The 21,119-nt window shown below is 52.8% G+C and carries 19 protein-coding genes; 12 read left to right on the plus strand and 7 right to left on the minus strand.

Annotated elements, in window-relative coordinates; genetic code table 11:
• Positions 1-129: 129 nt before the first annotated feature.
• Together AB1L42_RS06085 and AB1L42_RS06090 are read left to right on the plus strand one after the other, a co-directional pair.
• Positions 130-1,527, plus strand: a complete 1,398-nt coding sequence (locus AB1L42_RS06085) for a glutamate decarboxylase (protein WP_367052447.1) — start codon at positions 130-132, stop codon at positions 1,525-1,527.
• A gap of 108 nt (positions 1,528-1,635) precedes the next feature.
• Positions 1,636-2,514, plus strand: a complete 879-nt coding sequence (locus AB1L42_RS06090) for a hypothetical protein (RefSeq protein WP_367052449.1) — start codon at positions 1,636-1,638, stop codon at positions 2,512-2,514.
• A 67-nt stretch (positions 2,515-2,581) separates the two neighbouring features.
• Here the strand turns inward: AB1L42_RS06090 and ruvC are convergent, their stop codons facing one another.
• Together ruvC and AB1L42_RS06100 are read right to left on the minus strand one after the other, a co-directional pair.
• Positions 2,582-3,190, minus strand: a complete 609-nt coding sequence (gene ruvC, locus AB1L42_RS06095) for a crossover junction endodeoxyribonuclease RuvC (protein WP_367052451.1) — start codon at positions 3,188-3,190, stop codon at positions 2,582-2,584.
• A 100-nt stretch (positions 3,191-3,290) separates the two neighbouring features.
• Complete coding sequence (locus AB1L42_RS06100; RefSeq protein WP_367052453.1) at positions 3,291-4,088, minus strand: RNA methyltransferase; 798 nt, start codon at positions 4,086-4,088, stop codon at positions 3,291-3,293.
• Between the two features lie 130 nt (positions 4,089-4,218).
• On the opposite strand from AB1L42_RS06100, the gene map reads away from it, so the two are divergent.
• The 7 genes from map (at position 4,219) to AB1L42_RS06135 (ending at position 11,842) form a co-directional block, all read left to right on the plus strand.
• A complete protein-coding gene (gene map / locus AB1L42_RS06105; protein ID WP_367053175.1) occupies positions 4,219-5,028 on the plus strand; it encodes a type I methionyl aminopeptidase in 810 nt (269 codons plus the stop codon).
• Positions 5,029-5,075: 47 nt separating this feature from the next.
• Complete coding sequence (locus tag AB1L42_RS06110; protein WP_367052456.1) at positions 5,076-5,876, plus strand: glycosyltransferase family 2 protein; 801 nt, start codon at positions 5,076-5,078, stop codon at positions 5,874-5,876.
• 1,239 nt (positions 5,877-7,115) lie between these two features.
• Positions 7,116-8,018, plus strand: a complete 903-nt coding sequence (locus AB1L42_RS06115) for a DUF1559 domain-containing protein (RefSeq protein ID WP_367052457.1) — start codon at positions 7,116-7,118, stop codon at positions 8,016-8,018.
• A 305-nt stretch (positions 8,019-8,323) separates the two neighbouring features.
• Positions 8,324-8,524 carry a hypothetical protein gene (locus AB1L42_RS06120; RefSeq protein WP_367052459.1) on the plus strand — a complete coding sequence of 67 codons (201 nt, stop codon included), beginning with the start codon at positions 8,324-8,326 and terminating at the stop codon, positions 8,522-8,524.
• Positions 8,525-8,737: 213 nt separating this feature from the next.
• Positions 8,738-9,322 (plus strand): hypothetical protein, encoded by a 585-nt coding sequence (locus tag AB1L42_RS06125; RefSeq protein WP_367052461.1) that lies wholly within the window; start codon positions 8,738-8,740, stop codon positions 9,320-9,322.
• A 63-nt stretch (positions 9,323-9,385) separates the two neighbouring features.
• Entirely contained in the window at positions 9,386-10,036 is a 651-nt protein-coding gene (gene purN, locus AB1L42_RS06130; RefSeq protein ID WP_367052463.1) for a phosphoribosylglycinamide formyltransferase, read from the plus strand.
• A 6-nt stretch (positions 10,037-10,042) separates the two neighbouring features.
• On the plus strand, positions 10,043-11,842 hold the full coding sequence (locus AB1L42_RS06135) for an aldehyde ferredoxin oxidoreductase family protein (RefSeq protein ID WP_367052466.1): 1,800 nt from the start codon (positions 10,043-10,045) through the stop codon (positions 11,840-11,842).
• Between the two features lie 26 nt (positions 11,843-11,868).
• Here the strand turns inward: AB1L42_RS06135 and AB1L42_RS06140 are convergent, their stop codons facing one another.
• The 3 genes from AB1L42_RS06140 to AB1L42_RS06150 are packed head-to-tail and all read right to left on the minus strand — an operon-like array spanning position 11,869 to position 15,158.
• On the minus strand, positions 11,869-12,861 hold the full coding sequence (locus tag AB1L42_RS06140; protein ID WP_367052468.1) for a polyprenyl synthetase family protein: 993 nt from the start codon (positions 12,859-12,861) through the stop codon (positions 11,869-11,871).
• Between the two features lie 14 nt (positions 12,862-12,875).
• Positions 12,876-13,409, minus strand: a complete 534-nt coding sequence (moaC, locus tag AB1L42_RS06145) for a cyclic pyranopterin monophosphate synthase MoaC (RefSeq protein WP_367052470.1) — start codon at positions 13,407-13,409, stop codon at positions 12,876-12,878.
• Positions 13,410-13,430: 21 nt separating this feature from the next.
• Complete coding sequence (locus AB1L42_RS06150; RefSeq protein ID WP_367052473.1) at positions 13,431-15,158, minus strand: glycosyltransferase family 39 protein; 1,728 nt, start codon at positions 15,156-15,158, stop codon at positions 13,431-13,433.
• A 265-nt stretch (positions 15,159-15,423) separates the two neighbouring features.
• Between AB1L42_RS06150 and AB1L42_RS06155 the strand changes: the two genes are divergently transcribed.
• Complete coding sequence (locus AB1L42_RS06155) at positions 15,424-17,481, plus strand: thioredoxin-like domain-containing protein (RefSeq protein WP_367052475.1); 2,058 nt, start codon at positions 15,424-15,426, stop codon at positions 17,479-17,481.
• A 93-nt stretch (positions 17,482-17,574) separates the two neighbouring features.
• Here the strand turns inward: AB1L42_RS06155 and AB1L42_RS06160 are convergent, their stop codons facing one another.
• Together AB1L42_RS06160 and AB1L42_RS06165 are read right to left on the minus strand one after the other, a co-directional pair.
• Positions 17,575-18,237, minus strand: coding sequence for a hypothetical protein (locus tag AB1L42_RS06160; RefSeq protein ID WP_367052477.1), 663 nt, complete (start codon positions 18,235-18,237; stop codon positions 17,575-17,577).
• A 1-nt stretch (position 18,238) separates the two neighbouring features.
• Positions 18,239-19,159, minus strand: a complete 921-nt coding sequence (locus AB1L42_RS06165; RefSeq protein ID WP_367052480.1) for a type II CAAX endopeptidase family protein — start codon at positions 19,157-19,159, stop codon at positions 18,239-18,241.
• A gap of 283 nt (positions 19,160-19,442) precedes the next feature.
• Here AB1L42_RS06165 and AB1L42_RS06170 point away from each other — a divergent pair, with 283 nt between their 5' ends.
• Together AB1L42_RS06170 and AB1L42_RS06175 are read left to right on the plus strand one after the other, a co-directional pair.
• Positions 19,443-19,871 carry a DUF2089 family protein gene (locus AB1L42_RS06170; RefSeq protein WP_367052482.1) on the plus strand — a complete coding sequence of 143 codons (429 nt, stop codon included), beginning with the start codon at positions 19,443-19,445 and terminating at the stop codon, positions 19,869-19,871.
• A gap of 62 nt (positions 19,872-19,933) precedes the next feature.
• A complete protein-coding gene (locus AB1L42_RS06175) occupies positions 19,934-21,070 on the plus strand; it encodes a tetratricopeptide repeat protein (protein WP_367052484.1) in 1,137 nt (378 codons plus the stop codon).
• Positions 21,071-21,119: the final 49 nt, after the last annotated feature.

Here is a 21,119-nt window from a genome sequence, read left to right on the forward strand (position 1 = left end):
CAGCCACTTCTGTTCGATACTTGCACGAGTCGTTAACCTGCAGCGAGGCCGGAATCAATAACGTCGCCCTCGCGTTTGAGCCCAAAGCTCGCCATTGTCGATGACGCTTTCCCAGTTGAAAGGAAGACTATGTCGCTCCACGAGAAGGATACGGTTCGAGAGAATCTCGACGATGATGTGTACGCGTCGATTGATCTGACCGTCAGCATGCCCAAGTATCAGTTTCCGCAACAGGAACAGGACCCTCGCTGCGCATTCTCGGTTGTCCGCGATGAATTAATGCTCGACGGAAACTCCCGACAGAACCTGGCGACATTCTGTCAGACCTGGGCAGAGCCTGAAGTTCATGAACTGATGGATCTGTGCATGGACAAAAACATGGTCGACAAGGATGAGTATCCGCAAACGGCCGAGATCGAAGCGCGCTGTGTGCACATGCTCGCGGATCTTTGGAACTCACCCGCTGGAGCCAACACGATTGGTTGTTCGACAACCGGTTCCAGTGAAGCAGCGATGCTCGGCGGAATGGCGATGAAACGTCATTGGGAAGCTCAACGCAAAGCGGCCGGCAAGCCAATTGATAAGCCGAATCTCGTCACCGGACCTGTTCAAGTCTGCTGGCACAAGTTCGCCCGGTACTGGGATATCGAACTTCGCGAAATCCCGATGGATCAAGACCGGATGTTGATGACACCGGACGAAGTTCTGAAACGCTGTGACGAAAATACCATTGGTGTCGTTCCGACTTTAGGTGTGACTTTTACCTGCCAGTATGAACCGGTCAAAGAGGTGGCCGCTGCTCTCGATCGATTGCAGGCAGAGTCAGGACTCGACATTCGCATGCATGTCGATGGAGCGAGTGGAGGTTTTCTGGCGCCGTTTTGCGCTCCGGATCTCGAGTGGGATTTCCGGATTCCCCGTGTGAAGTCGATCAATACGTCGGGGCACAAGTTCGGGCTCTCTCCGCTTGGCGTTGGCTGGATTGTGTGGCGGGATCCCGAAGATCTTCCCGAAGATCTCATTTTCTGGGTCAACTACCTCGGCGGAAACATGCGGGACATCGGCCTCAACTTCTCTCGTCCGGGCGGGCAGGTTGTCTGTCAGTACTACAACTTCCTTCGTCTCGGAAAAGAAGGCTACCGAAAGATTCACGTGGCCTGTTACGAAACGGCTCAATACATCGCCGAGCAGATCAATGAGATCGGGCTGTTCGATGTGATCTACAACGGGCAGATGGATTCCGGAATCCCAGCCCTGTGCTGGAAGATGAAAGAGGGCACCGATCCCGGTTTTTCTCTCTATGATCTGGCCGACAGGCTGAGAACGCGCGGCTGGCAAGTACCAGCCTACTCGCTTCCCGCTCATCTCGACGATTTGCCGATCCAGCGAATTCTCGTGAGACACGGAGTGAGCCGCGATCTCGGAACACTTCTCGTGGCTGACATCAAACGTGGTATTGAATACTTCGAAAAGCACCCGGTGCAGAATTCCATGACAGCCAAAGATGCCTCGGGATTTCATCACTAGATCTGTCAGAAGCCTTCACGCGACGCGAGAACTGAGTTGTGCATCTCTGCACTGCGTGACGAGCAGATAGAGCCTTCCGAACGACCACAAGCTTCAAGACATTCCAACATGGATTCGAGGGAAGAACGCTTCAGGAAAGTTCGCAGCACTGAATCCATCGGTCCATGGCCGTTCGTGACGCGAACGGTCTACAGGTTCGAAGATTCGACCGCGTACGTCTGGAGTTCGAGACACGCTCGTAAGAATCTCACCCTGCCGGAGATGCTCGAAGACGAAGCCAGAATTCTGCGTGGCAGACAATTCTGGGCACCAGCCACTTTGAACTGGTGGATCGGAATGATCTTCGCCGTCGGGGCCAGCCTGTTTATCGCAGCCAGTGTGCTGAGCTTGCTCCCGAACGAAAAGCAAACATTCGGTTTGACAGCAACGCAAGTGAATGCGGTTTACTTCGCCGGTTCAATCCCGTTCACGCTGGCGGCGTACTTGCAGCTTTATCAAACGAATCATGCTCAACCCTCACAGGTGGGTGACGGTAAAAACGCGCGGCCGACGATTTTCCTGGGATGGAAGCCAGCGAACATCGGTTGGCTCAGTTGCCTGCTTCAATTTCTGGGAACGGTCCTTTTCAACGCGAACACATTCGACGCGATGCTTCCTTCGCTGAGCTGGTTCCAGCAGGACTTATTTGTCTGGGTGCCGAATTATGTTGGCTCCGTGTTCTTTCTCGCATCAGGATATCTTGCATTCGCGGAAGTGTCTCACGCTTATTGGTCGTGGAATACGAATGACCTGTCCTGGTGGGTCGTCTTCGTGAACCTGTTAGGATGTCTGTTTTTCATGGCGTCCGCCCTCTGCGCATTCATCACTCCCGGTCCTGTGAATGAAACCGCTGCAACACTGGCGACGTTGTTCACGCTGGTTGGGGCGATTGGCTTCTTCGTCGGGGCAGTTCTTTCACTCCCGGAAGCTTCGCAGACGATTTCCTGAAGCAGTGTGCTCTCACGAAAGAAACTTATCAATCGAGAGCGAGCGTTCCCGAGATCGTTTCAGAATCTTAAAGAACGGGACAGCACTGTTCATCGCGGGAGAGATCGACGCGGGCGCTGTAGTAGTGACACAAAGCGACCGCACTGGCATCAGCGACGTCGTTCGGCTCGAGAATTTTCTTGAGGCCAAGTTCTCGTTGAATCGCTTCCTGAACCTGCTCCTTCGAGGCGGTTCCGGTTCCAGTCAGAAGCTTCTTAATCTGGCGGGGAGTGTAATGCATGATCCCGATGGAGGCTTCACAGACCGCGTACAGAATGGCGCCGCGAGCGTGCGACATCAGAAGTGCCGATTTTGGATTGCGAGGCGAAGAGAAGACCTGTTCGATGGCGACTGCTTCGGGTTTGAACTCAGCGAGGACTTCTCGCAGACCCTGCCCGATTTCAAAGACACGCTCAGCGAGGTTTTTCGTGCGTGTGGATCGGATCACGCCTCCTTCGACGAGTCGAGGTCGCGAGGCTGTTCTACGAATCAATGCGTAGCCGGTTTTGTTGAGGCCCGGATCGATTCCAAGATACAGCTGCGAAGGAGGAGCGGTTGTCGTATTTCCCAGGGCGATTGCCATTGGGCGATCCTGTTGCGAAGTCGGCGTTACGCTGGGCGGGGTTGATTGTTCCATCAAACTAAACTCGCCTTACTCCTAAGAATCGCACCTGTGACGTCGTTGACTTTGGCAAATCGTCGTCACTCTGTCGAGGTTTCCTCAATTCCCGTCGGTTTCAAGGATCAGCGTGCGTCCGCTGACGGGCCACTTCATAGCACAAAATCCCGGCAGCGACCGCAGCATTTAGTGAGTCGATGTGCCCTGACTGCGGAATCGCACAGGTCTGTGTCGCCAGATTCAGAAGATCTGGATCGATTCCCGTTCCTTCGTTTCCGATGACGATGGCGGTGTTGCTTCGAAAGTCAATTTGAGACGGTGGAGTTGAGCTTTTTTCGGTCGCTGCGATGAGCTGGTAGTCCGTTGCGAGCAGTCGTTGACTCGCTTCGCAAAGATTCGGGACACGGCAGATATTGAGAAAATTCACTGCTCCGGCTGAGCTGCGCGCGACGTGAGACGTCACCCCCACCTGCTCACGCTCACCGATCAGAACTGTCGAAACTCCGAAAAGGTCTGCGGATCGGAGAATCGAGCCGAAATTGAAGGGGTCCTGAATCCGATCCAGGACAAGTGCAAAGCGCTGTTTGTCATTGGATGGAGCGTCGAGAATATCGAGTGAGCAATACGGGAACTCCGGCATCCGGGCCACAAGTCCCTGGTGGTCTCTCGCGTGGCAAAGCTGAGTGAGCGACTCAGCAGTTGCCTCTTGGAAGTCGATGCCGGAAGATTTCGCTCTGCGAATCACTTCGTTGAGAATGCTGGAGTCGAGGATTTCCGGCGCGAGGTGCAGCTCCTCCGGAAGCCATTGGTTTGCACGCAGTGATTCCATCACCGCATGACGTCCCCAGATCCAGTTTCGCTGATAATTGCCTAATGAGGATTTCGAGCGAGTGCGTTTCTTTTTTCGACCGACCACGGTTCCAAGCTTCCAGAGTGAGTGTTCGAAAATTCCGTCTTGTTTTGTCGGGGGAAGTGTGGAGTGGGTCTTGAAGGTTGAACGACACCCGATCACAATGGCTATTCTTGGAGAATAACTAATGAGACGGATGATTCCATTGCGAAGACGCAACAAGCTCCCTCAATACAATACAGAGGCAGAGCGGAATGGCCTTCGCGCTGCCGGTCGATTTAACGCTCAACTGATGGATTTCTTGCGACCGCATGTGCAGCCCGGTGTCACCACGAACGAGTTGGACCGCCTCGCTGAGGAATACACTCGCGATCATGGTCACATTCCAGCTTGCCTCGGTTACAACGGCTACTCGAAATCAATCTGTACGAGTATTAACGAAGTTGTCTGCCACGGTATTCCGGAAGATCGACAGTTAATCGAAGGCGATATTGTCAACGTCGACTGCTCCACCGTCGTTAACGGCTGGTACGGCGATTCCTCCGAAACTTTCATGATCGGTGAGGTCAGTGATGACGCCCGACGAATCATGCAGGGGGCCTTCGACGCATTGTGGATCGGAATTGATGCGATTCACCCATACAGCACAGTGATTGAGATTGGGCTCGCGATTTCAAAATTTGGGCAGGAACAGGGTTTCGGAGTCGTTGAGAATTATCAGGGGCACGGGATCGGCCGAAAATTTCATCAGGAGCCGGGTGTTCCTCACGTTCCGTTCCGCAAGAGTCGCCTTGATGTTCTCACTCCCGGAGTCTCGTTCACCATTGAGCCGATGTTGAATCTCGGCGAAGCTGCCACACGTCCTCCTCTGGAGGATGGTTGGACAGTTCTGACCGAAGACGGCACGCTTTCGGCACAATTCGAACATCACATCTTGATGACTGAAGAAGGGCCAGAGATTCTCACGTTGACCGAAAACGGGCCTCAGCGCGGTCACCAGTTTTAGTCCTAAGATCCCTTCAATTCTGTGAGCGACGAAACGCTGTGAGCAACATGACGATCCAATCGGAGAAGGCTCCGAAGCGAGAACTGGTGGGACGAGTCGTCGTCGTCATGCCTGCCTACAACGCCGAAAAAACACTGCAGCGAACGGTCGATGACATCCCGGAAGACTGGGTCGATGAGATCATTCTTGTCGACGACTGCAGCTCCGACGGGACGGTTGAACTCGCAAAGTCGCTCGGTCTTACAGTGATCGCTCACGAGAACAACACCGGTTACGGGGGCAATCAGAAGTCGTGCTATCAACGGGCACTGGAAGTCGGGGCTGACGTTGTTGTGATGATCCATCCGGACTATCAGTACGATGCCCGCGTCATCCCCGCAGCTGCGGAAATCTTGCGACTCGGGATTTGCGATGTGCTCCTCGGATCACGAATTCGCACCCGACGAGAAGCCCTCGAAGGCGGGATGCCAGCCTGGAAATATGTCGCTAACCGATGTCTGACACTCGTCGAGAATGTGTCGTTGGGCCAAAACCTCGGAGACTTTCATAGTGGATTCCGGGCATATCGCCGCGAAGTCCTGGAGACGATTCCGTGGGAAAAGAACACGGACGACTTTGCGTTCGACAGCCAGTTTCTGGCGCAGTCCGTCTTCTTCGATTTCAAGCTGGGTGATATTCCTGTTCCCGTTCGTTACTTCGATGAGGCATCGAGTATCAACTTTACTCGCTGCGTAAAGTACGGCTGCACAACACTTTGGGTGCTGTTGCAGTACTGGCTCGCCAAGCTCGGAATCGTGCGATATGAGATTTTCCGCAAGAATGCGGCGTCCAAAAAGACCGAGGCGTAGTCTCTGACACGCAAGCGGCCAGTTCCGAAGCGTTCAAGCGAGTCGGTTCTGGACTTCTCTCGTTCCCGAAGTTCTTCAGTTGCGGCAAGTGCGTGTCTTTCCTACCTGTCTGAATTGGTCTCTTCCAAGCCGTTTACAACGACATGTTGAAGGTTACTGCAACACTGTTGCAGGTCGATTGGGAGTGCGATTTGTGCTCAAACGGACGTCAATCTGGCCGTTCTCTGTAAAGACACCATGAAACTGGTGTGTGGCGTTCCAAAATCGGACGCGGAAAATTGTGAAGCAGAACTAGAGAATTCTCAGTTGAGTGTTATATTGATTGTGCGTTTCTTGAAGGATCGACCGTAGTTATCAAAGCATTTAAGTGACCGGTTTGCGGCGAATCGCTCGTATTGACGCTGTAGGTTCATCACAAATCGATTGTGAAGCAAACAGTCTCCGGAATGCAGATTGAGTCAGTAAAGAGAGAGCCGCTCGCTCTCAAATCCTTCGAAAGTGGCTTGTTGGAGTGTATTGCGTGACACGCGTAGCGTCACAACTTCAGAAATATTCGGCAATTGCAGCATTTGCAATGTTGCTTGCTGTGCAATGGAGTCACTCCCCATTCCATCATCTTGCCGCATTTTCAGGGCATACAGCGTCTGAGGATTTGGCGTTGTGCCACTTCCATTCCTCGACGCACGTCCACGTTGGTCACAAGCATTCTCACTCCCACGGTGAGGAGCCTGAAAGTCAGGCGATCGATGATTGTCTCGGACACTCTCCAGCGGGCGAAGGCAAAAGTTCTGAAGACGGATCAGATCATTCTGAAGAGTGTGAACTCTGTGATGATCTCTCGAAATCGCTGGTGCATGTTGCACTGGTTGGCGAACTCGTCAGTTCTCCCGTCGTCGCCGAGCGTCTAGTCGCGTTCGACAGCGACTACGATTGCCCAATTCACCACTCGCGTTTTGCTCGCGGACCTCCTTGCTTGGCTTGAGTCTCAAGTTTTCTTTCTTCCCAATGGCTCTCGGATGTTGAGGGTCTCGGGATCTCAGGTCCATTTCATTTCACGTAATGCTTCCTGCGCCCACACAGTCTCCAATCAGGTGGCTGAGTGCGCAACTTCGACATCGAGTATCGTTTGACGTTTTCAGATTGATCGAAACGACCTGTGAAGCAGACGCTCTTTGTGAGAGCGAAAACGGAAAATGGCTGAGTACTTCTATTGCTCAAGCTTCTTCAGGGAGATGATCCATGCGCGCCCGTCGCGGTTTTACATTAATTGAATTGCTCGTCGTCATTGCCATCATTGCGATTCTCATCGCTCTCTTGTTGCCTGCTGTTCAACAAGCAAGAGAGGCTGCCCGCCGCTCTTCTTGCAAAAACAACATGAAGCAGATCGGTTTGGCTCTTCACAACTATCATGACGCTTTCGGAACCTTTCCTTCAGGCTGGATCGGCGTTGAAGACCGACGTCCAAATCCGGAAGGGGAAAGCGGGTTTGGCTGGGGGGCGATGCTGCTTCCTCAAATGGATCAAGGTCCGCTTTACAATCAATTCGACTTTGCACTCGCGCTGGATCGTAGTCCCAACCGGGAGCAGCTGAAGCAAATTCTGACCGTCTTCCAATGTCCAAGTGATCCCAAACCGAGCACCTTCCAACTCGAAGATCGTGATGGAACCTCTTTGGAAATGTCGACAGCGAACTATGTCGGCGTCTTTGGAACAACAGAACTCCACGGATGCGAAAACACACCTGGAACCGCACCAGTGACATCTCAAGGTCAGTGCGTCAGCGACGGAGCCTTCTTCCACAACAGTGCAATTCGATTTCGAGACTTTACGGATGGATCGAGTTCAACGCTGGTCGTTGGGGAGCGGACCACATTCGTTGACGACGCTACCGGCGAAAGCTTTTACGGCACTTGGTCCGGAGCTGCTCCGGAAGTTGAAGAAGCCTCAGCCCGCATTCTTGGTCATGCAGAGCATCCACCCAACGAAGCTGAGCATCCAGAAGATTTCGGAAGCTTTCATGCTGGAGGAGCCCAATTTGTTTTGGGGGATGGCCACGTTCAATTCATCAGTGAAAACATCGATGAGGGAGTTTTTCAGGCACTCGCCACCCGTTCCGGTGGAGAGATCGTCGGCGAATTCTAAGCCTTCGCAGGTCTGATCAATCACTCAACAGGCCATGCTGTGAACGACTGAAGCGTTCTCAGGGGCCTGCCTATGGTGAGTCTTCAAACTCAGGCTCATCACAACCTCGTTAAAGTCGAACGATACATGACAGCCGTTTCGAAAGACATTGGGTCTTCGGAGCGGCTGTCGTTCGTTTGTAGACTCGACTTCGTGCAACGAATATGCTGTCCAACAGAAGTAGTTTTTGTTTCGTATGTCTTTGTAGAGAATCCGGAATCACAGACTGGGGTCGCAGAAATCCGGAAAACTCGGGAGAGTAATAGATGACTGAGCAGAACGAACAACAGAGGCGGTACAAAGAGTTCATGGATCTGCTGCCACTGACGCTCAATCTGGCCGGATTGCCACCGAGTGAACCGGGAAAATACTACAATCAGGAACAAATCGAGACACGGCTATTTGCCGTCCGGCACGCCTACAAGGCAGCTCGCGGTCTCGTACGTGAGCTTGTGACGAAGTCGTAAGCATCATCGAATTGTTAAGTCACGCAGCCACTCAACTGGCGGTGATCAACGTTTCGCAGAAATCGTGAGGGAGTTTCTCAAGAGATGAGTCAATGTTTTCGTAAGACTTCGCAGCGTCTTTGCATGCGGCGAATGTCTCCACATTTGAGACACTCCCACAGTTCGAATTGAGTTCCACTAGATGTCATAACATCCATTGAGGAGGGCGAGGAGATGTGGTTCACAGAGAATGCCTGGCAACCCATGCTCCTGTTCGCAATCTTGGCGATGATTGCGGGGTTCGGTTGGTATCGGCGACTGCAGGCTCGATATCTCGTCCTCTGTTTCTGTTCTCTCGGCATGATGGGGGTTGCTTGGTTTGCTGACCAGGCAATCGTGACTGAGCGGGAGAGAGTTCATGACGCGATTCTGGAAATCGCACATTCGTTCGCTGCCAAAGACTTCGACGGTGTGCATTCACGAATCTCACAGCGTTCGTTAGATCTTCAATCGCTTGCTGATTTGGCAATGAATTTCGCGACGCTCAAAGACATGCGTGTTACCGACATTCAGATTGACCTGAAGAGTGAAGAGACACGGGCGATTTCAAGGTTTCGAGTGAATGCGCTGATCACATCTGAACAGGGCTCTATTCGCAAGCCCACCTACCTTGAAGCACGCTGGCAAACAGAAGAAGGTCGGTGGAGAATGATCGATGTCAAAGCCCTGGATCCAATTACCGGTAATCTCGAAGCTGATATGATGAAACTTCGGCGAAACCATCTCACCGTCTCGGATGTGTCCCGGTGGAGATCGTAGTCGGTCATCCAAATCAACATTCAAATTCAATTCACTTCGATCGTATTGATCGTCAAGGTTTTCATGTCATCTTCTTCGGAATCACGTCCTCCCATCAAATTGGTTGTCCTGCTTTCAGGTGGAGGGACAACGATGGTCAATCTCCAACAGAGTATTCAGGATGGAACTCTCAATGCACGCATCGCTGCTGTCGTTGGGAGTCGATCATGCCTCGGAGTCGAGCGAGCGGAGGAACTTGGGCTCAAAGCCTGCGTCATCTCTCCCCGTCAGTTTTCAGGACCGGAAGAGTTCAGTGAATCCGTCTTCGAACTTGTTCGAGCACATCAGGCCGATCTGGTGGTCCTGGCTGGTTTCCTGAGTCGGTTGATCATCCCGGATGATTATTCCGGACGAGTCATGAATGTTCATCCCAGCTTAATTCCTGCGTTTTGCGGGCAAGGTATGTATGGGCATCATGTCCACGAAGCAGTGATCGCGCGAGGCTGCAAAGTTTCGGGATGTACGGTTCATTTTTGCGATAATGAATACGATCACGGCCCGATTATTTTGCAGGAAGCTGTTCCCGTTCTGGACGATGATGATGGCGACAGCCTGGCAGAACGAGTGGTCGCGGCGGAGCGAAGAATCTATCCGCAAGCGGTTCAGTTGTTTTCTGAAGGTCGGTTGAAAGTTCGAGGTCGACGGGTCTCGATTGAAGAATCCATTGCCGATTGAGCAACCATGAAGTTCGGTTACCACGGTCGCTACCTGCGGATCGACCTGTCATCGCGACAATCGCGAGCGGTGGAAATCGATCCCGAGCGACTGAATCGATTCATCGGAGGAGCTGGGCTAGGGACCGCACTCCTGCTGGAAGAGACTTCAGGCTGTTATGATGCATTGGGGCCTGAGGCTCCCTTGATCTTCGTGTTCAGTCCTCTGGTTGGGAGTCCGCTCACAACTTCGGCGAAGTTCTCTATCGTCGCCAAGAGTCCGCTGACTGAGCGGATCAATGATTCACTTTCGTCTTCCCACTTCGCCATCTCCGGCAAGCGGACCGGCTTTGACGCAATCTGTCTTGTTGGTGCCTGTTCAAGCCCGACAGGACTCGTTATTCACAATGATGAGGTCATCCTTCAAGATGCCCAGGACCTGTGGGGACTGTCGAGTCAGCAGGCAAGTGATCGATTTCGTCGTCAAATGGGATCTTCTTTCCGAATCGCTGCCATTGGTCCAGCTGGGGAGAATGGTGTTCACTACGCAACGATCTCCAATGAAGGACGTCATGCGGGGCGGGGCGGACTCGGCGCAGTCATGGGATCGAAACGACTGAAGGCGATTGCAGTTTCAGGGGATCGACTGACCGAGTTCGCTGCGACGGAAGAGCTGATTGCCTACAGCAAGAATCTGTCGAAACGATCATTCGGTGAAGCGACCGCAAAGTATCGCGAATTGGGAACAGTCAGCAATCTCCTGACTTTCAACCGGTTGGGAACTTTGCCGACGCGGAATTTTCAGGAGTCTTCGTTTTCTGGTGTTCAAGCAATCGCTCCGGAATCACTCTCGAAGACTCGGACGCGTTCAAGTTGCGCAGCTTGCACGATCGGCTGCGAACACATTTTCGCTCCTCAGAAGGATGGAAGTTCTCCTGTCCGGATGGAATACGAAAACCTCTACGCGCTCGGGCCGATGTGCGGAATCAATGATCCGGAAGTCATTCTGGCTGCATCATCATTTTGCGATGAAGCTGGGATCGACACTGTGAGTGCCGGAGTTTGTATTGCTTTCGCCATGGAGTGTTCGGAACGTGGGCTGATCGAAGCAGGCGGACTCAGCTTTGGAGATGGCGAGAAACTTCTGGAACTTCTGCAGTCGATTGCTTCGCGTGATGCAGGACTTGGCGACTTGTTGTCGCAAGGGGTCCGGTCTGCCTCGCGGAAAATCGGTCAGGGTTCGGAGGAGTTCGCGATCCACGTGAAAGGGCTTGAGTTTCCTGGCTACGATCCCCGGTCACTGCAGACAATGGCACTCGGCTTTGCGGTAGGAGCACGCGGAGCCGATCATAATAAGTCAGGAGCTTACCAGGCTGACTTTTCGCCGGGCGTCGATCGACTCAATCCCGGAATTCGGGCAGCACAAATGGCTATCGAAACAGAAGACGAAGCTTCGATCATGGACTCGCTGATTCTCTGCAAATTCCTGCGGGGAGTCTTTGAAGATCGTATGAGTTCCATGGCGACCATGCTCGAACTGGTGACAGGAGCAAACCTCAAAGCAGATGACTTGAAAGAACGTGCACAGGGAATTGTGACAGCGAAAAAGCTGTTCAATATTCGTCAAGGATGGACGGCCGCGGAAGACACACTACCGGACCGTTTTTTCAATTTGCCTGTTCAAGGAACTCCGAGCGAGGGAGCTATCTTGAAGCGAGAGGCCCTCGCAGAACAGATTCAGGCTTACTACTCACTTCGAGAATGGTCATCAGAGGGAATTCCTACCGATGACGCCCTGAAACGACATGACTTCCAATGGGCGACTTGAATCTGCTGCAAACTTAAATCAGCGCTCTAGCAGGCGCGATTGATGGACAACTCGGGTAATTGCAGCAGCAGTTCACGTGCTGGCGAATCCGGGATTCCCGAGATTTCAGCGCGAGCTTCTTCAGCGAGTTGATGTGCGAACTGCAAGGACTCGTCGATCATGCCAGCCTGTCGGCTGAGTTGAGCAATCTCGAGACATGCTTTTTCGTTCCCTGCTTCAAGAAGTTCGATCATGCGAGTTCGATGACTGTCGCCTTCGCGGTTGAGCAGGCGAATGATCGGAAGAGTCAGCTTCCGTTGCATGAGATCGGTGCCGAGTGTTTTCCCAACGGCATTCTCTGCTCCGGTTAGATCGAGGACGTCGTCGGCGATTTGAAAAGCTTGTCCGAGCTTACGGCCGTATCGCTCGAGCCGGCCGATCTCTGATTCTTCGGCGCCTGCGAACTTCGCTCCCAAATGGCAAGCGACGGCACACAATTCAGCCGTTTTGCCATCGATGATGTCGAGATACTCTTCTTCGGTCAGCGACAGGTTGCCTCGATTGCGAATCTGTGTCAGTTCGCCCTCGCACACCCGATTCGTCGCGTGACCAATCAAGCGACACGCTTCGGCGCTGCCAGTTTGAGAAGCGAGATGAAACGCGTGGGTGAAGAGAAAATCCCCATAGAGCACACTCGTTTGATTGTTCCATCGAACATTGACGGTCGCGACGTGTCGTCTGACATCGGCACTATCAAGAACATCGTCGTGGACGAGTGTCGCTGTATGAATCATTTCAATCACAGCTGCGAGGATTTCGTGCTCGCGAGTAATGTTTCCACAGGCTTTCGCAGCGAGCAGGCACAAGACCGGTCGGAGACGTTTACCTCGGAACCGGTTGGTGTGTTGATAGATATCTCGAATGTAAGAGTTTCGAGATGCCAGTTCTGCGGCGTATGTCGCTTCCACAGCTTCCAACGCATCGCCGATCAGGTTTTGCGTTTTCTGCAGGAGCTGTTGTGGACGATCAAGGTGCGGCATGAGGCCACTTTCGTTCAGGATTGCTTCGTTGTGTCTTCTTGAGTGACCGCAGTTGACGATTTTTCTTCACGCAGAAAATGCCCGCTTTTTCCGCCCTGTTTTTCGAGAAGACGAAGATTCGTAATGGTCATTCCCCGATCGACGGATTTACACATGTCGTAGATCGTGAGCCCTGCGATTGAGGCAGCTGTGAGGGCTTCCATTTCGACTCCGGTCCGTGCATGAACGGAAACGGCAGTCTCGATTCGAATGCGATTTGGTTCCAGGACTTCGAAATGAACCTGAGCGGAGTCGAGGCCGAGAGCGTGACAGAGCGGGATGAGTTCCGGCGTTCGTTTCGTCGCCATGATCCCAGCCAGCCGAGCGATTTCGAAGACATCACCCTTCGCGATCTTGCGATCACAGATCAACTGCAGCGTGGAAGGGTTCATTTCCACGAACGCTTCCGCCCGTGCCATGCGGTCGGTTTCCGGTTTCTGACCAACGTCCACCATGCGGGCCTGACCAGCTTCATCGAAGTGAGTGAGGGGGGATTGGCTGTCGGTCAAAGTGGTTCATCCTCGACAAAATCAGTTTTCGTTGATCTTGCTTTCAGCTGTTGAATTCCGGGAGCGGTTGTTTGAATTCACATGGTAGATATTGAAGCTGTAGCCGACACGGCCAATAGGGCGTTCGCGTTGAAATTTCTGAAATCCAGAATCGAGTCGCTGCAATTCATGCAAGCTCAGAATGAGAGTTCCGGATCGGTCCTCACCTGTCTTCGCGAGTTCCGCGTCGATTCCCAGAACTTCCAACGGAAGAAATCCACGCCATTTGATCCGAACAGGTTGTGAATCAGGGTTTTCTGCAATCCATTCGCGTACAGCGATCATGTCCTGCCCCCAGTCGAGGTTGGAATCGATGAGGTACTTGTGTCCGTGCGACGGGCCTCCGATTGAGTAGTTGAAGTAACTCAGGCTGTACGGATAAACCGACAGGCTGCTGATCGAGAAGAGTGCCAGACAGAACAGAGTGAAACGGAACCACTTTGCAGTTCCGAGTGCTGCCACGAGGAACAAACACGGCAGCACGGGATAGACATATCGAATATGGCTGTTGAGATTCGGCTGGAGCGACGCGAGAGTGAGAATCGCCACGGCAGGGACGATTAACGGAAGCAAACGGGCTTGTTTCTTTCGAAGTGCAGAGTCGTTGAGCCCTGACCGTAAATTCCATGCAAACAGCACCCACAAAACGAGCGGAACTTTCAGGAAGAGACCTGTGACGTAGTAGAGAAGCCAACCGTCCGCGACTTTCGTTTCTCCAAGGAAGTAGTTCGTCGCGCCCCATTCGAAATCGCTCTTCTGCGCATCAAGTCCGAGGAGAAATTCTCTCGGAAAGGGTGAGGGAATGTTTTCGAAAATAGTTGCTCGAAAACGGTTCTGGGGAAGGTTCTCCCCCGGCAGAAGTTTCTGGCCCACCAGAGGTGTTGAATAGAATCCCAACTCACCGATCGGAGTTCCGGTCCCATCAAAGAGGTATCCGAGGTTTAACAGGTTGATGCCTGTTCCCATGATGAGAATGAACTGCAGTACTTCTTTCTTAAGGTCACGGGGGCTCTGTGTGAGAACCCTGCTCGAAACCCAGAGCATGGGCCAGATTGGGAAGAATACGACCCAGCTAAGTTTGCTGAGTAGTGCCAGACCAAGTGAAAGTCCCGCCAGGAATGCATGCCGCCAACTGGGACGTTCGAGCCATCGACTGAACTGCCATGCGGCCAGCAACCCACAAGAAGCACCCGCGATATCCGATGTGATCAATGCTCCATGGCCGATGATGTTCGGCGAGAAGCACCAGAAACTGGCTGCGACAAGTCCAGCAGGCTCGCCTGCGATCTCTCGTCCCCATTGCCAGCAAATGAGGAGTCCGATCAGCGTGAGCGGAAGACAAGACCACCGGGCGAGGCTCAACATCCACAGCGAATTCGTTCCGTTCGCGACAAAGAGTCGCTGCCCGAGGTCGAATTCCTGTCGAATGGTCGCTCCCGGATGATACTCGGACCAGTCTTCCTCGTGATCGACGAACAACAACGGAGCTGCTGCGATTGTCCGCACGAGAGGAGGATTGACTCGGTACAGGCTGAAATCCTGAAACTTCCAAACTCCCAAACCTGCTGCCAGGTGCCCGATTTCATCTTGTGTTGGCGAATATCTCCAGGATGCCCAGGCCACGAGACCGGTATGCACAACCATCAGACTGATGATCGTGACTCGATGAGCCCAATGATGGAAGCCCGTTCGATTTTCGGAGTTCGCCAAGTTCATTTCTGCATGGCAGACTGGAATCTGTCGGAACAAATGTCGTCGCGTAGAGGGAAGTTTCGGAATGCTCTTCGCCATATCGCATGAGCAAACGAGGCATTCACAACAATAGGCAGCCCAGACGAGTGCCGAGGAAAGGGCAACGAGTTGAAATGAGGGTAGCCACTTGCCGACTTCTCGCCTACCATCATTGATCAATTCATCCACGTACGAAGCTGGCGATCAACGGTCTGTCAGCTCGGAGTGTTACAAGGATTCGACGATGAAAGTTCCCGCGATGCGGCAACGGAGGGATGGAATGCGGTTTGGATTGATTTCAGGCGTGCTGATGGCGCTGTTGTTCGGAGCAGGACTGGTTGCTCCTGAACGTTGCTCAGCTCAGGATTCCGAGCAGAATGCTCCGACCGAGAATCCTTATCCCGGACGAGTTCCAGCTCCCAGCCTCGACGGCGGACTCGAATGGCTGAACACATCCGGTCCGATTTCCATTCGCGACTTGCGAGGCAAAGTCGTGCTTCTCGACTTCTGGACCTACTGCTGCATCAACTGCATCCATGTGCTTCCGGATCTGAAGTACCTCGAACAGAAGTATCCCAACGAGTTGGTCGTGATTGGTGTTCATGCTGCGAAGTTTGACAATGAAAAAGAATCGGAAAACATCCGCGAAGCGATCATTCGCTACGAGATCGAACACCCGGTCGTCAACGATGGAAATATGACGATTGCCAGGAAATACGGCTTCAGCAGCTGGCCGACCCTCATGCTGATCGATCCAGAAGGGAACTTCGTCGGAAGGCAGTCAGGCGAAGGCAATCGGGAACTCTTCGATCAAGTCATCGGCCAGATGGTCAATTATCATCGAAGCAAAGGGACACTCGACGAAACTCCCATCAAGTTTCTTCTCGAGCGTCAGCAGGAGCCTGCTCGACAGCTGAATTATCCCGGCAAGATTCATGCAGATGAAGCTGGAAACCGTTTGTTTATCTCCGACAGCAATCACAATCGAATTGTCGTGACGACTCTCGATGGCGATCTGATCGACGTGATCGGCAGTGGTCAGATCGGGGCTGATGACGGAGACTACAAGTCGGCATCGTTCGACCATCCGCAAGGGACTGTTCTGATCGGGAACACGCTCTACGTGGCCGACACTGAGAACCATCTCATTCGGACTGTCGATCTGGATAAGAAACAGGTTTCGACACTCGCAGGGACCGGAGTTCAGGCACGTCGACGCGCCAATTCGGGATCAATCAGCGAGTTGCCGTTGAACAGCCCTTGGGCTTTGGAACATCAGGATGGCGTCTTGTACATCGCGATGGCGGGACCTCATCAATTGTGGAAGCATACGCTGGGAAGTGACACAATCGAGGTCTTCGCGGGAACCGGTCGGGAAGATGTCATCGACGGTCCTCTCGATGCGAGCGCGTTAGCACAGCCATCTGCCATCACCAGCGATGGTGAAGCTCTCTACTTTGTTGACAGTGAAGGCTCCGCAGTTCGTGAAGTGCGAGACGGCAAAGTGACAACGTTGGTCGGCCCGCACGATATTCGTGGAGCACTGTTTGAGTTTGGAGACATCGACGGCGTCGGGGACAGTGTTCGGCTTCAACATCCGATCGGCCTAGTTCACCATGATGGGATGCTCTACGTGGCGGATACTTATAACGACCGCATCAAGAAAATCGGCATCTCCTCGCGGACTGCGGAATCCTGGCTCGGAAACGGCGAGCGTGGAAATAGTCTCGATCCATTGCAGTTGAACGAACCGGCAGGAGTCGCTGCGACTTCTGAAGCATTGTATGTCGCGGACACTAACAATCACCGCATTTTGAAAGTGAACTGGCAAACGGGGAGCGCAAAAGCTCTCAAAATCGAAGGATTGAATCCTCCGCAGCCGCCTCAGACTCAACAGGTGGTTGAACTCGTGGCTGGCCCCGGTGAAGAACAGCCCGCAGTCACCGTCAAACCGGGTGCGCCGCTCAACGTTACCGTCCAGTTTGATCTCCCCATCGGTTACAAGCTCAACAAGCTTGCTCCGGTGATTTATCAAGTGGGAGCGAAGTCGACACCATCCGTGATCGACTCGTCGGCCATCGGGAAACGACAGCAAGCGTCTGCAGACGAGATCTCCGCAACCGTCTCGGTTCCGATGACCGGACAGGAGGGGCAGGGAACGCTCGAGTTGTCTGTCAGCTATCAATATTGCCGTGATGGAATTGGTGGTGTCTGTAAGGCTGGTGAGAAGAAGTGGACGATTCCAGTCAACGTCTCTGCCGATGGGACAACTACATCCGTTGAAGTGATTGCGACTCCATAATCACGCACGAGAACGAAGTATTTGCTTGAATGGCGAACGCAGTGAGAATGAATCAATCCCGTCACCGATCATTCGTGTGACGGGATTTTTCGTTCAGTCTGTGCCGGAATCGAGTTCAAGGCTGACCCACATGCTGGGGTCGCTCTCGTAAGGGAAGTCGTCGCCGAGCGTGAAGACTTGCTGTCCGAGTTCTTCATCGTGAACTGTGAGATAGAATCCAAGTCGTGAATAAGTCTCTGGGTCAAATCCCTGCAGCGACTCCGTCGGAAACCAGACTGCGACGCGATAGCCGGACTGGTCAGCTTCACTCTCGATAAGAACCGAATCGTTGTCGATTTCCGGAGCATCTTCGCTCGCTCGAGGAACCGGAACCTGTTTCAGGACGGGCTCCATTCCATCATCTCCTTCTCCAATCGGAAGAAGGACAAATCGATGGCAATAGCGAGAGGCTCGGTGAATGTTCTGAGTGTCGCGAGTGTCAAACCAGATCTGAATTCGATCGGAGGAGTGCGGAGCATCGGGCGAGCAATTCGGCCAGTCTGTTTTTCCCGAAACCGTCACAGCTAGCGCGAGGCCTTCTGAATTCCAGGCCAATGCAAGCGTCGCGAATTGCGGCACGTTGTCCATCTCAGATGGAAATGGAATGTCGCAGCTCTTGGGGAGTTTCAGAATCGGAGCTTTCGCACGCGGAAGTCGGTCAACACGCTTCACCGGGATTGAATAGCGGAACAAAAAGGAGGCAGGCAGCAGGCTCATGTCAGTCAACGATCCCGAGAAGATTCTCTGCGTACTTTTGAATCCAGACAGCTGACAGATTCAAAGCATTAAAAAGGGCGTGAGTAATCACGACAGCCACGTAGCTGCGGCGATAGTGGTAAACAATTCCGAGAATGATCGCCAGCGGAAGAAGCGGAAGTGCGTCCGGGAGACCGTGCACCATCGCGAATACCAACGCGGTCACAGCGATCCCCACCTTTGCTCCAAAGCGGTTGACGAGCCAGGATTGCAGAGAAACTCGGAAGATCAGTTCCTCCTTGATCGGTGCAATCACAACTGCAGCGAAGGCCACGATCAGAAACTCCGATCCGAATCCTCGCTCATCGAGAAGTCGCAGGAAGGGATGTAGAGTTTCAGTGCTTCGAAGTGGAAGCGTCAGCATCAGCAGCGTGAACACAGGCAGAATGGCGACGATGAACCCCCGCAGGCCAACAGTCAATTGATTGGTAAGGTGATCGAGGCGGAAACCGAGACGGATGAGATTTGTCTTTCGCGGAGAGAGTGACACCAGAATTCCGCCGACGAGGAACGTGGCTATCAACCCTTCCACGATCGATGCTTGCACCTGCTTGAGAGTGACTTCTGCATCGAACTCTCTCGCTTCGGGTGAGCTGAAAATGATCGCGAGGTTCAATGACAAATATGCGAAGACGACCGCAATGGCAAACGGTGGAACGCTTGCATCGAGCGATCGAAATCTCGCTGGGAGAAGCGGTCTCTGCTGTTTGAAGCGACGAAACAAGTTCGCCCAACTCGCTCCGCTCGCAACGAGGATTGCAAGAACGAGAAGCCCATACACATTGACGACCAAGTACTGAATGAAAGTCTCCGATTCGGAATTGGGGAATTTTGATTTCGGGCGTTGTTGATGACCTGCAGTCTGCTCGCGATTGGAAAGCACCGCGATAATTCACAACGCACAGAAGTGTAGACGGTTGAGGAGATGGGGTGTATCGGGAGCTCTTAAAGAATCAAACTTGGTCCAGCTCTCACGCTTCATGTGTTCGCTTTTTCACGGTTTCTAGCGGCGACGGTGATCATTGAGCGGGAAATTGCTGGAATTGCACCATCTGTGAAACTACATTTTATGTAATTGGATGTGGCCTGAGGTTTCAATATGTGAAAGAATTTGTTGCATTGTTTTGAGAAAATGTTTGAGTTCCAGTTGACTCTGCATTCGGTTCGTGTCATTGTTGACATTGTGGAGTTTTGGGAGTGGAAAATTGAATTTTATTACGAATGAATGCCCTTACTGTTCACAAAAATTGAATGTGACTGAAATGTCATGTTCGTGTTGTGATGTTTCTATTCGGGCTGAGTTTCCAGAATCCCGGCTCTCCAGTCTTCCGACCGAGCATCAACGTTTCATCGAAATGTTTGTCCTCGCCGGAGGCAACCTCAAAGAGATTGCTCAACTGACCGGGGTTTCCTACCCGACTGTCCGTTCTCGGCTGAACAAGATCATCGAAACGCTCAGAGACGAAATTGGAAAAACGTCTCCGACGCGTGGGGATCTTCTCGATGCCATGGTGGACACCGATGAGAATTCAACAGCAACTCGACAGGAGAATCGAGAAGCTTTGAACGCCGGCAAGTTGATCAAAAGTATTTGAGTTCTGTCTGATCCAGTCGCCGTCGTCTGGGCACGAACCTGTTTCTCAAGCTGAGCGGTCCAATGAAAAATCCAATCGTCAATGAAGATCGTCAATTGAATCAAAGTCTGGAGTGTGACGACCTCCTCTTGCATTCACTCAAAGAAGAAGATCAGCGTCGCAGTCGCCGTTCGCTCATTCTCACGACTCTCGGTGTGCTAGGCGTCGTCGGGTTGATGGCGATGGTCTTTGTGCCAAATCAGGGCGAGGCACGAGGCGCTTCCAATCTCACGGAGGAAGGTTGGCAGTTGTGGAACAAACAACAGTTCGCAGAGGCTGAGCAAAAGTTCGGCGACGCGATCAAGCACGATGCGACTTCTGTGAATGCCTGGAATGGGCTCGGCTGGGCGCGTGTCAATCAGGGGAAGAATGCTTCGGCAGTGGAAGCCTTCGAACGATGTCTCAAGCTGGAACCGAAGCTCCCGGGAGCATTGAACGGAATGGGGCAAGCTCTGTTGGCACAACGCAAGTACGATGAAGCGAGAGAGTTTCTGTTGAAGGCGGCCCCTCAGGCTCCCGCAGCCTGGTATGGGCTTGCAAGATTGGAACTCCTCGCAGGCAACTTCAAGGAGGCCGAGAAGTGGTCTCGAAAAATTGCCAATACAGATCCCAAGAACGAACTCGTGCAAAAGATGCTGACAGCTTCGGAGAAGAAGGAACTGGATGATGCTTTGCGACAACTGATCGAACCACCTAGTGCAACGAACGCGAGCGTCGCTGGAGCGTGGCGTCTTTTGAATTCGGGAGATGCGAGCGCAGCGAGAGACCAGTTCAAGGAAGTTCTGAAAGAGTCACCGGATGATCTGAGTGCACTGAACGGATTAGGTTTCGCACTGCTCAATCTCGGAGATTTTGAGGAAGCCAAGCCGTACTTTCAGAAGTGTGTCGACTCAACTGAAGATGCTTTCGGCGCGATGAATGGACTCGCGAGATGCTACAAAGCTGAAGGGAACAACGAGAAAGCAATTGAGCTCTGGAAGGAGATGGTCGAAGGCATCGACGGAGTGAATGCCGGTACGGTCGGGCTGGCGGAGACTTACCTCGAAGAAGGGGACTACGAACAAGCTCAGAAGTATTTTCAGCAACTTGTCAAATCGCAGCCTGACAATGCTTACTACAAAGAGAAGCTGGCAGCTGCGACTGCTGGAACTCAGAAGTGATTCGAGTTCCGTCATTCAGATGAAGAGGTCATGAGAATAGGAATCGTTG

This window comes from Thalassoglobus sp. JC818 (assembly GCF_040717535.1).
GTDB lineage: Bacteria > Planctomycetota > Planctomycetia > Planctomycetales > Planctomycetaceae > Thalassoglobus.

Bases quoted from the DNA above. Each gene is read 5' to 3' on its own strand.
- AB1L42_RS06085 (WP_367052447.1), top strand. From the start codon at position 130: ATGTCGCTCCACGAGAAGGATACGGTTCGAGAGAATCTCGACGATGAT.
- AB1L42_RS06090 (WP_367052449.1), top strand. From the start codon at position 1,636: ATGGATTCGAGGGAAGAACGCTTCAGGAAAGTTCGCAGCACTGAATCC.
- ruvC (WP_367052451.1), bottom strand. From the start codon at position 3,190: ATGGAACAATCAACCCCGCCCAGCGTAACGCCGACTTCGCAACAGGAT.
- map (WP_367053175.1), top strand. From the start codon at position 4,219: ATGATTCCATTGCGAAGACGCAACAAGCTCCCTCAATACAATACAGAG.
- AB1L42_RS06110 (WP_367052456.1), top strand. From the start codon at position 5,076: ATGACGATCCAATCGGAGAAGGCTCCGAAGCGAGAACTGGTGGGACGA.
- AB1L42_RS06115 (WP_367052457.1), top strand. From the start codon at position 7,116: ATGCGCGCCCGTCGCGGTTTTACATTAATTGAATTGCTCGTCGTCATT.
- AB1L42_RS06120 (WP_367052459.1), top strand. From the start codon at position 8,324: ATGACTGAGCAGAACGAACAACAGAGGCGGTACAAAGAGTTCATGGAT.
- AB1L42_RS06125 (WP_367052461.1), top strand. From the start codon at position 8,738: ATGTGGTTCACAGAGAATGCCTGGCAACCCATGCTCCTGTTCGCAATC.
- purN (WP_367052463.1), top strand. From the start codon at position 9,386: ATGTCATCTTCTTCGGAATCACGTCCTCCCATCAAATTGGTTGTCCTG.
- AB1L42_RS06135 (WP_367052466.1), top strand. From the start codon at position 10,043: ATGAAGTTCGGTTACCACGGTCGCTACCTGCGGATCGACCTGTCATCG.
- AB1L42_RS06140 (WP_367052468.1), bottom strand. From the start codon at position 12,861: ATGCCGCACCTTGATCGTCCACAACAGCTCCTGCAGAAAACGCAAAAC.
- AB1L42_RS06155 (WP_367052475.1), top strand. From the start codon at position 15,424: ATGAAAGTTCCCGCGATGCGGCAACGGAGGGATGGAATGCGGTTTGGA.
- AB1L42_RS06160 (WP_367052477.1), bottom strand. From the start codon at position 18,237: ATGAGCCTGCTGCCTGCCTCCTTTTTGTTCCGCTATTCAATCCCGGTG.
- AB1L42_RS06175 (WP_367052484.1), top strand. From the start codon at position 19,934: ATGAAAAATCCAATCGTCAATGAAGATCGTCAATTGAATCAAAGTCTG.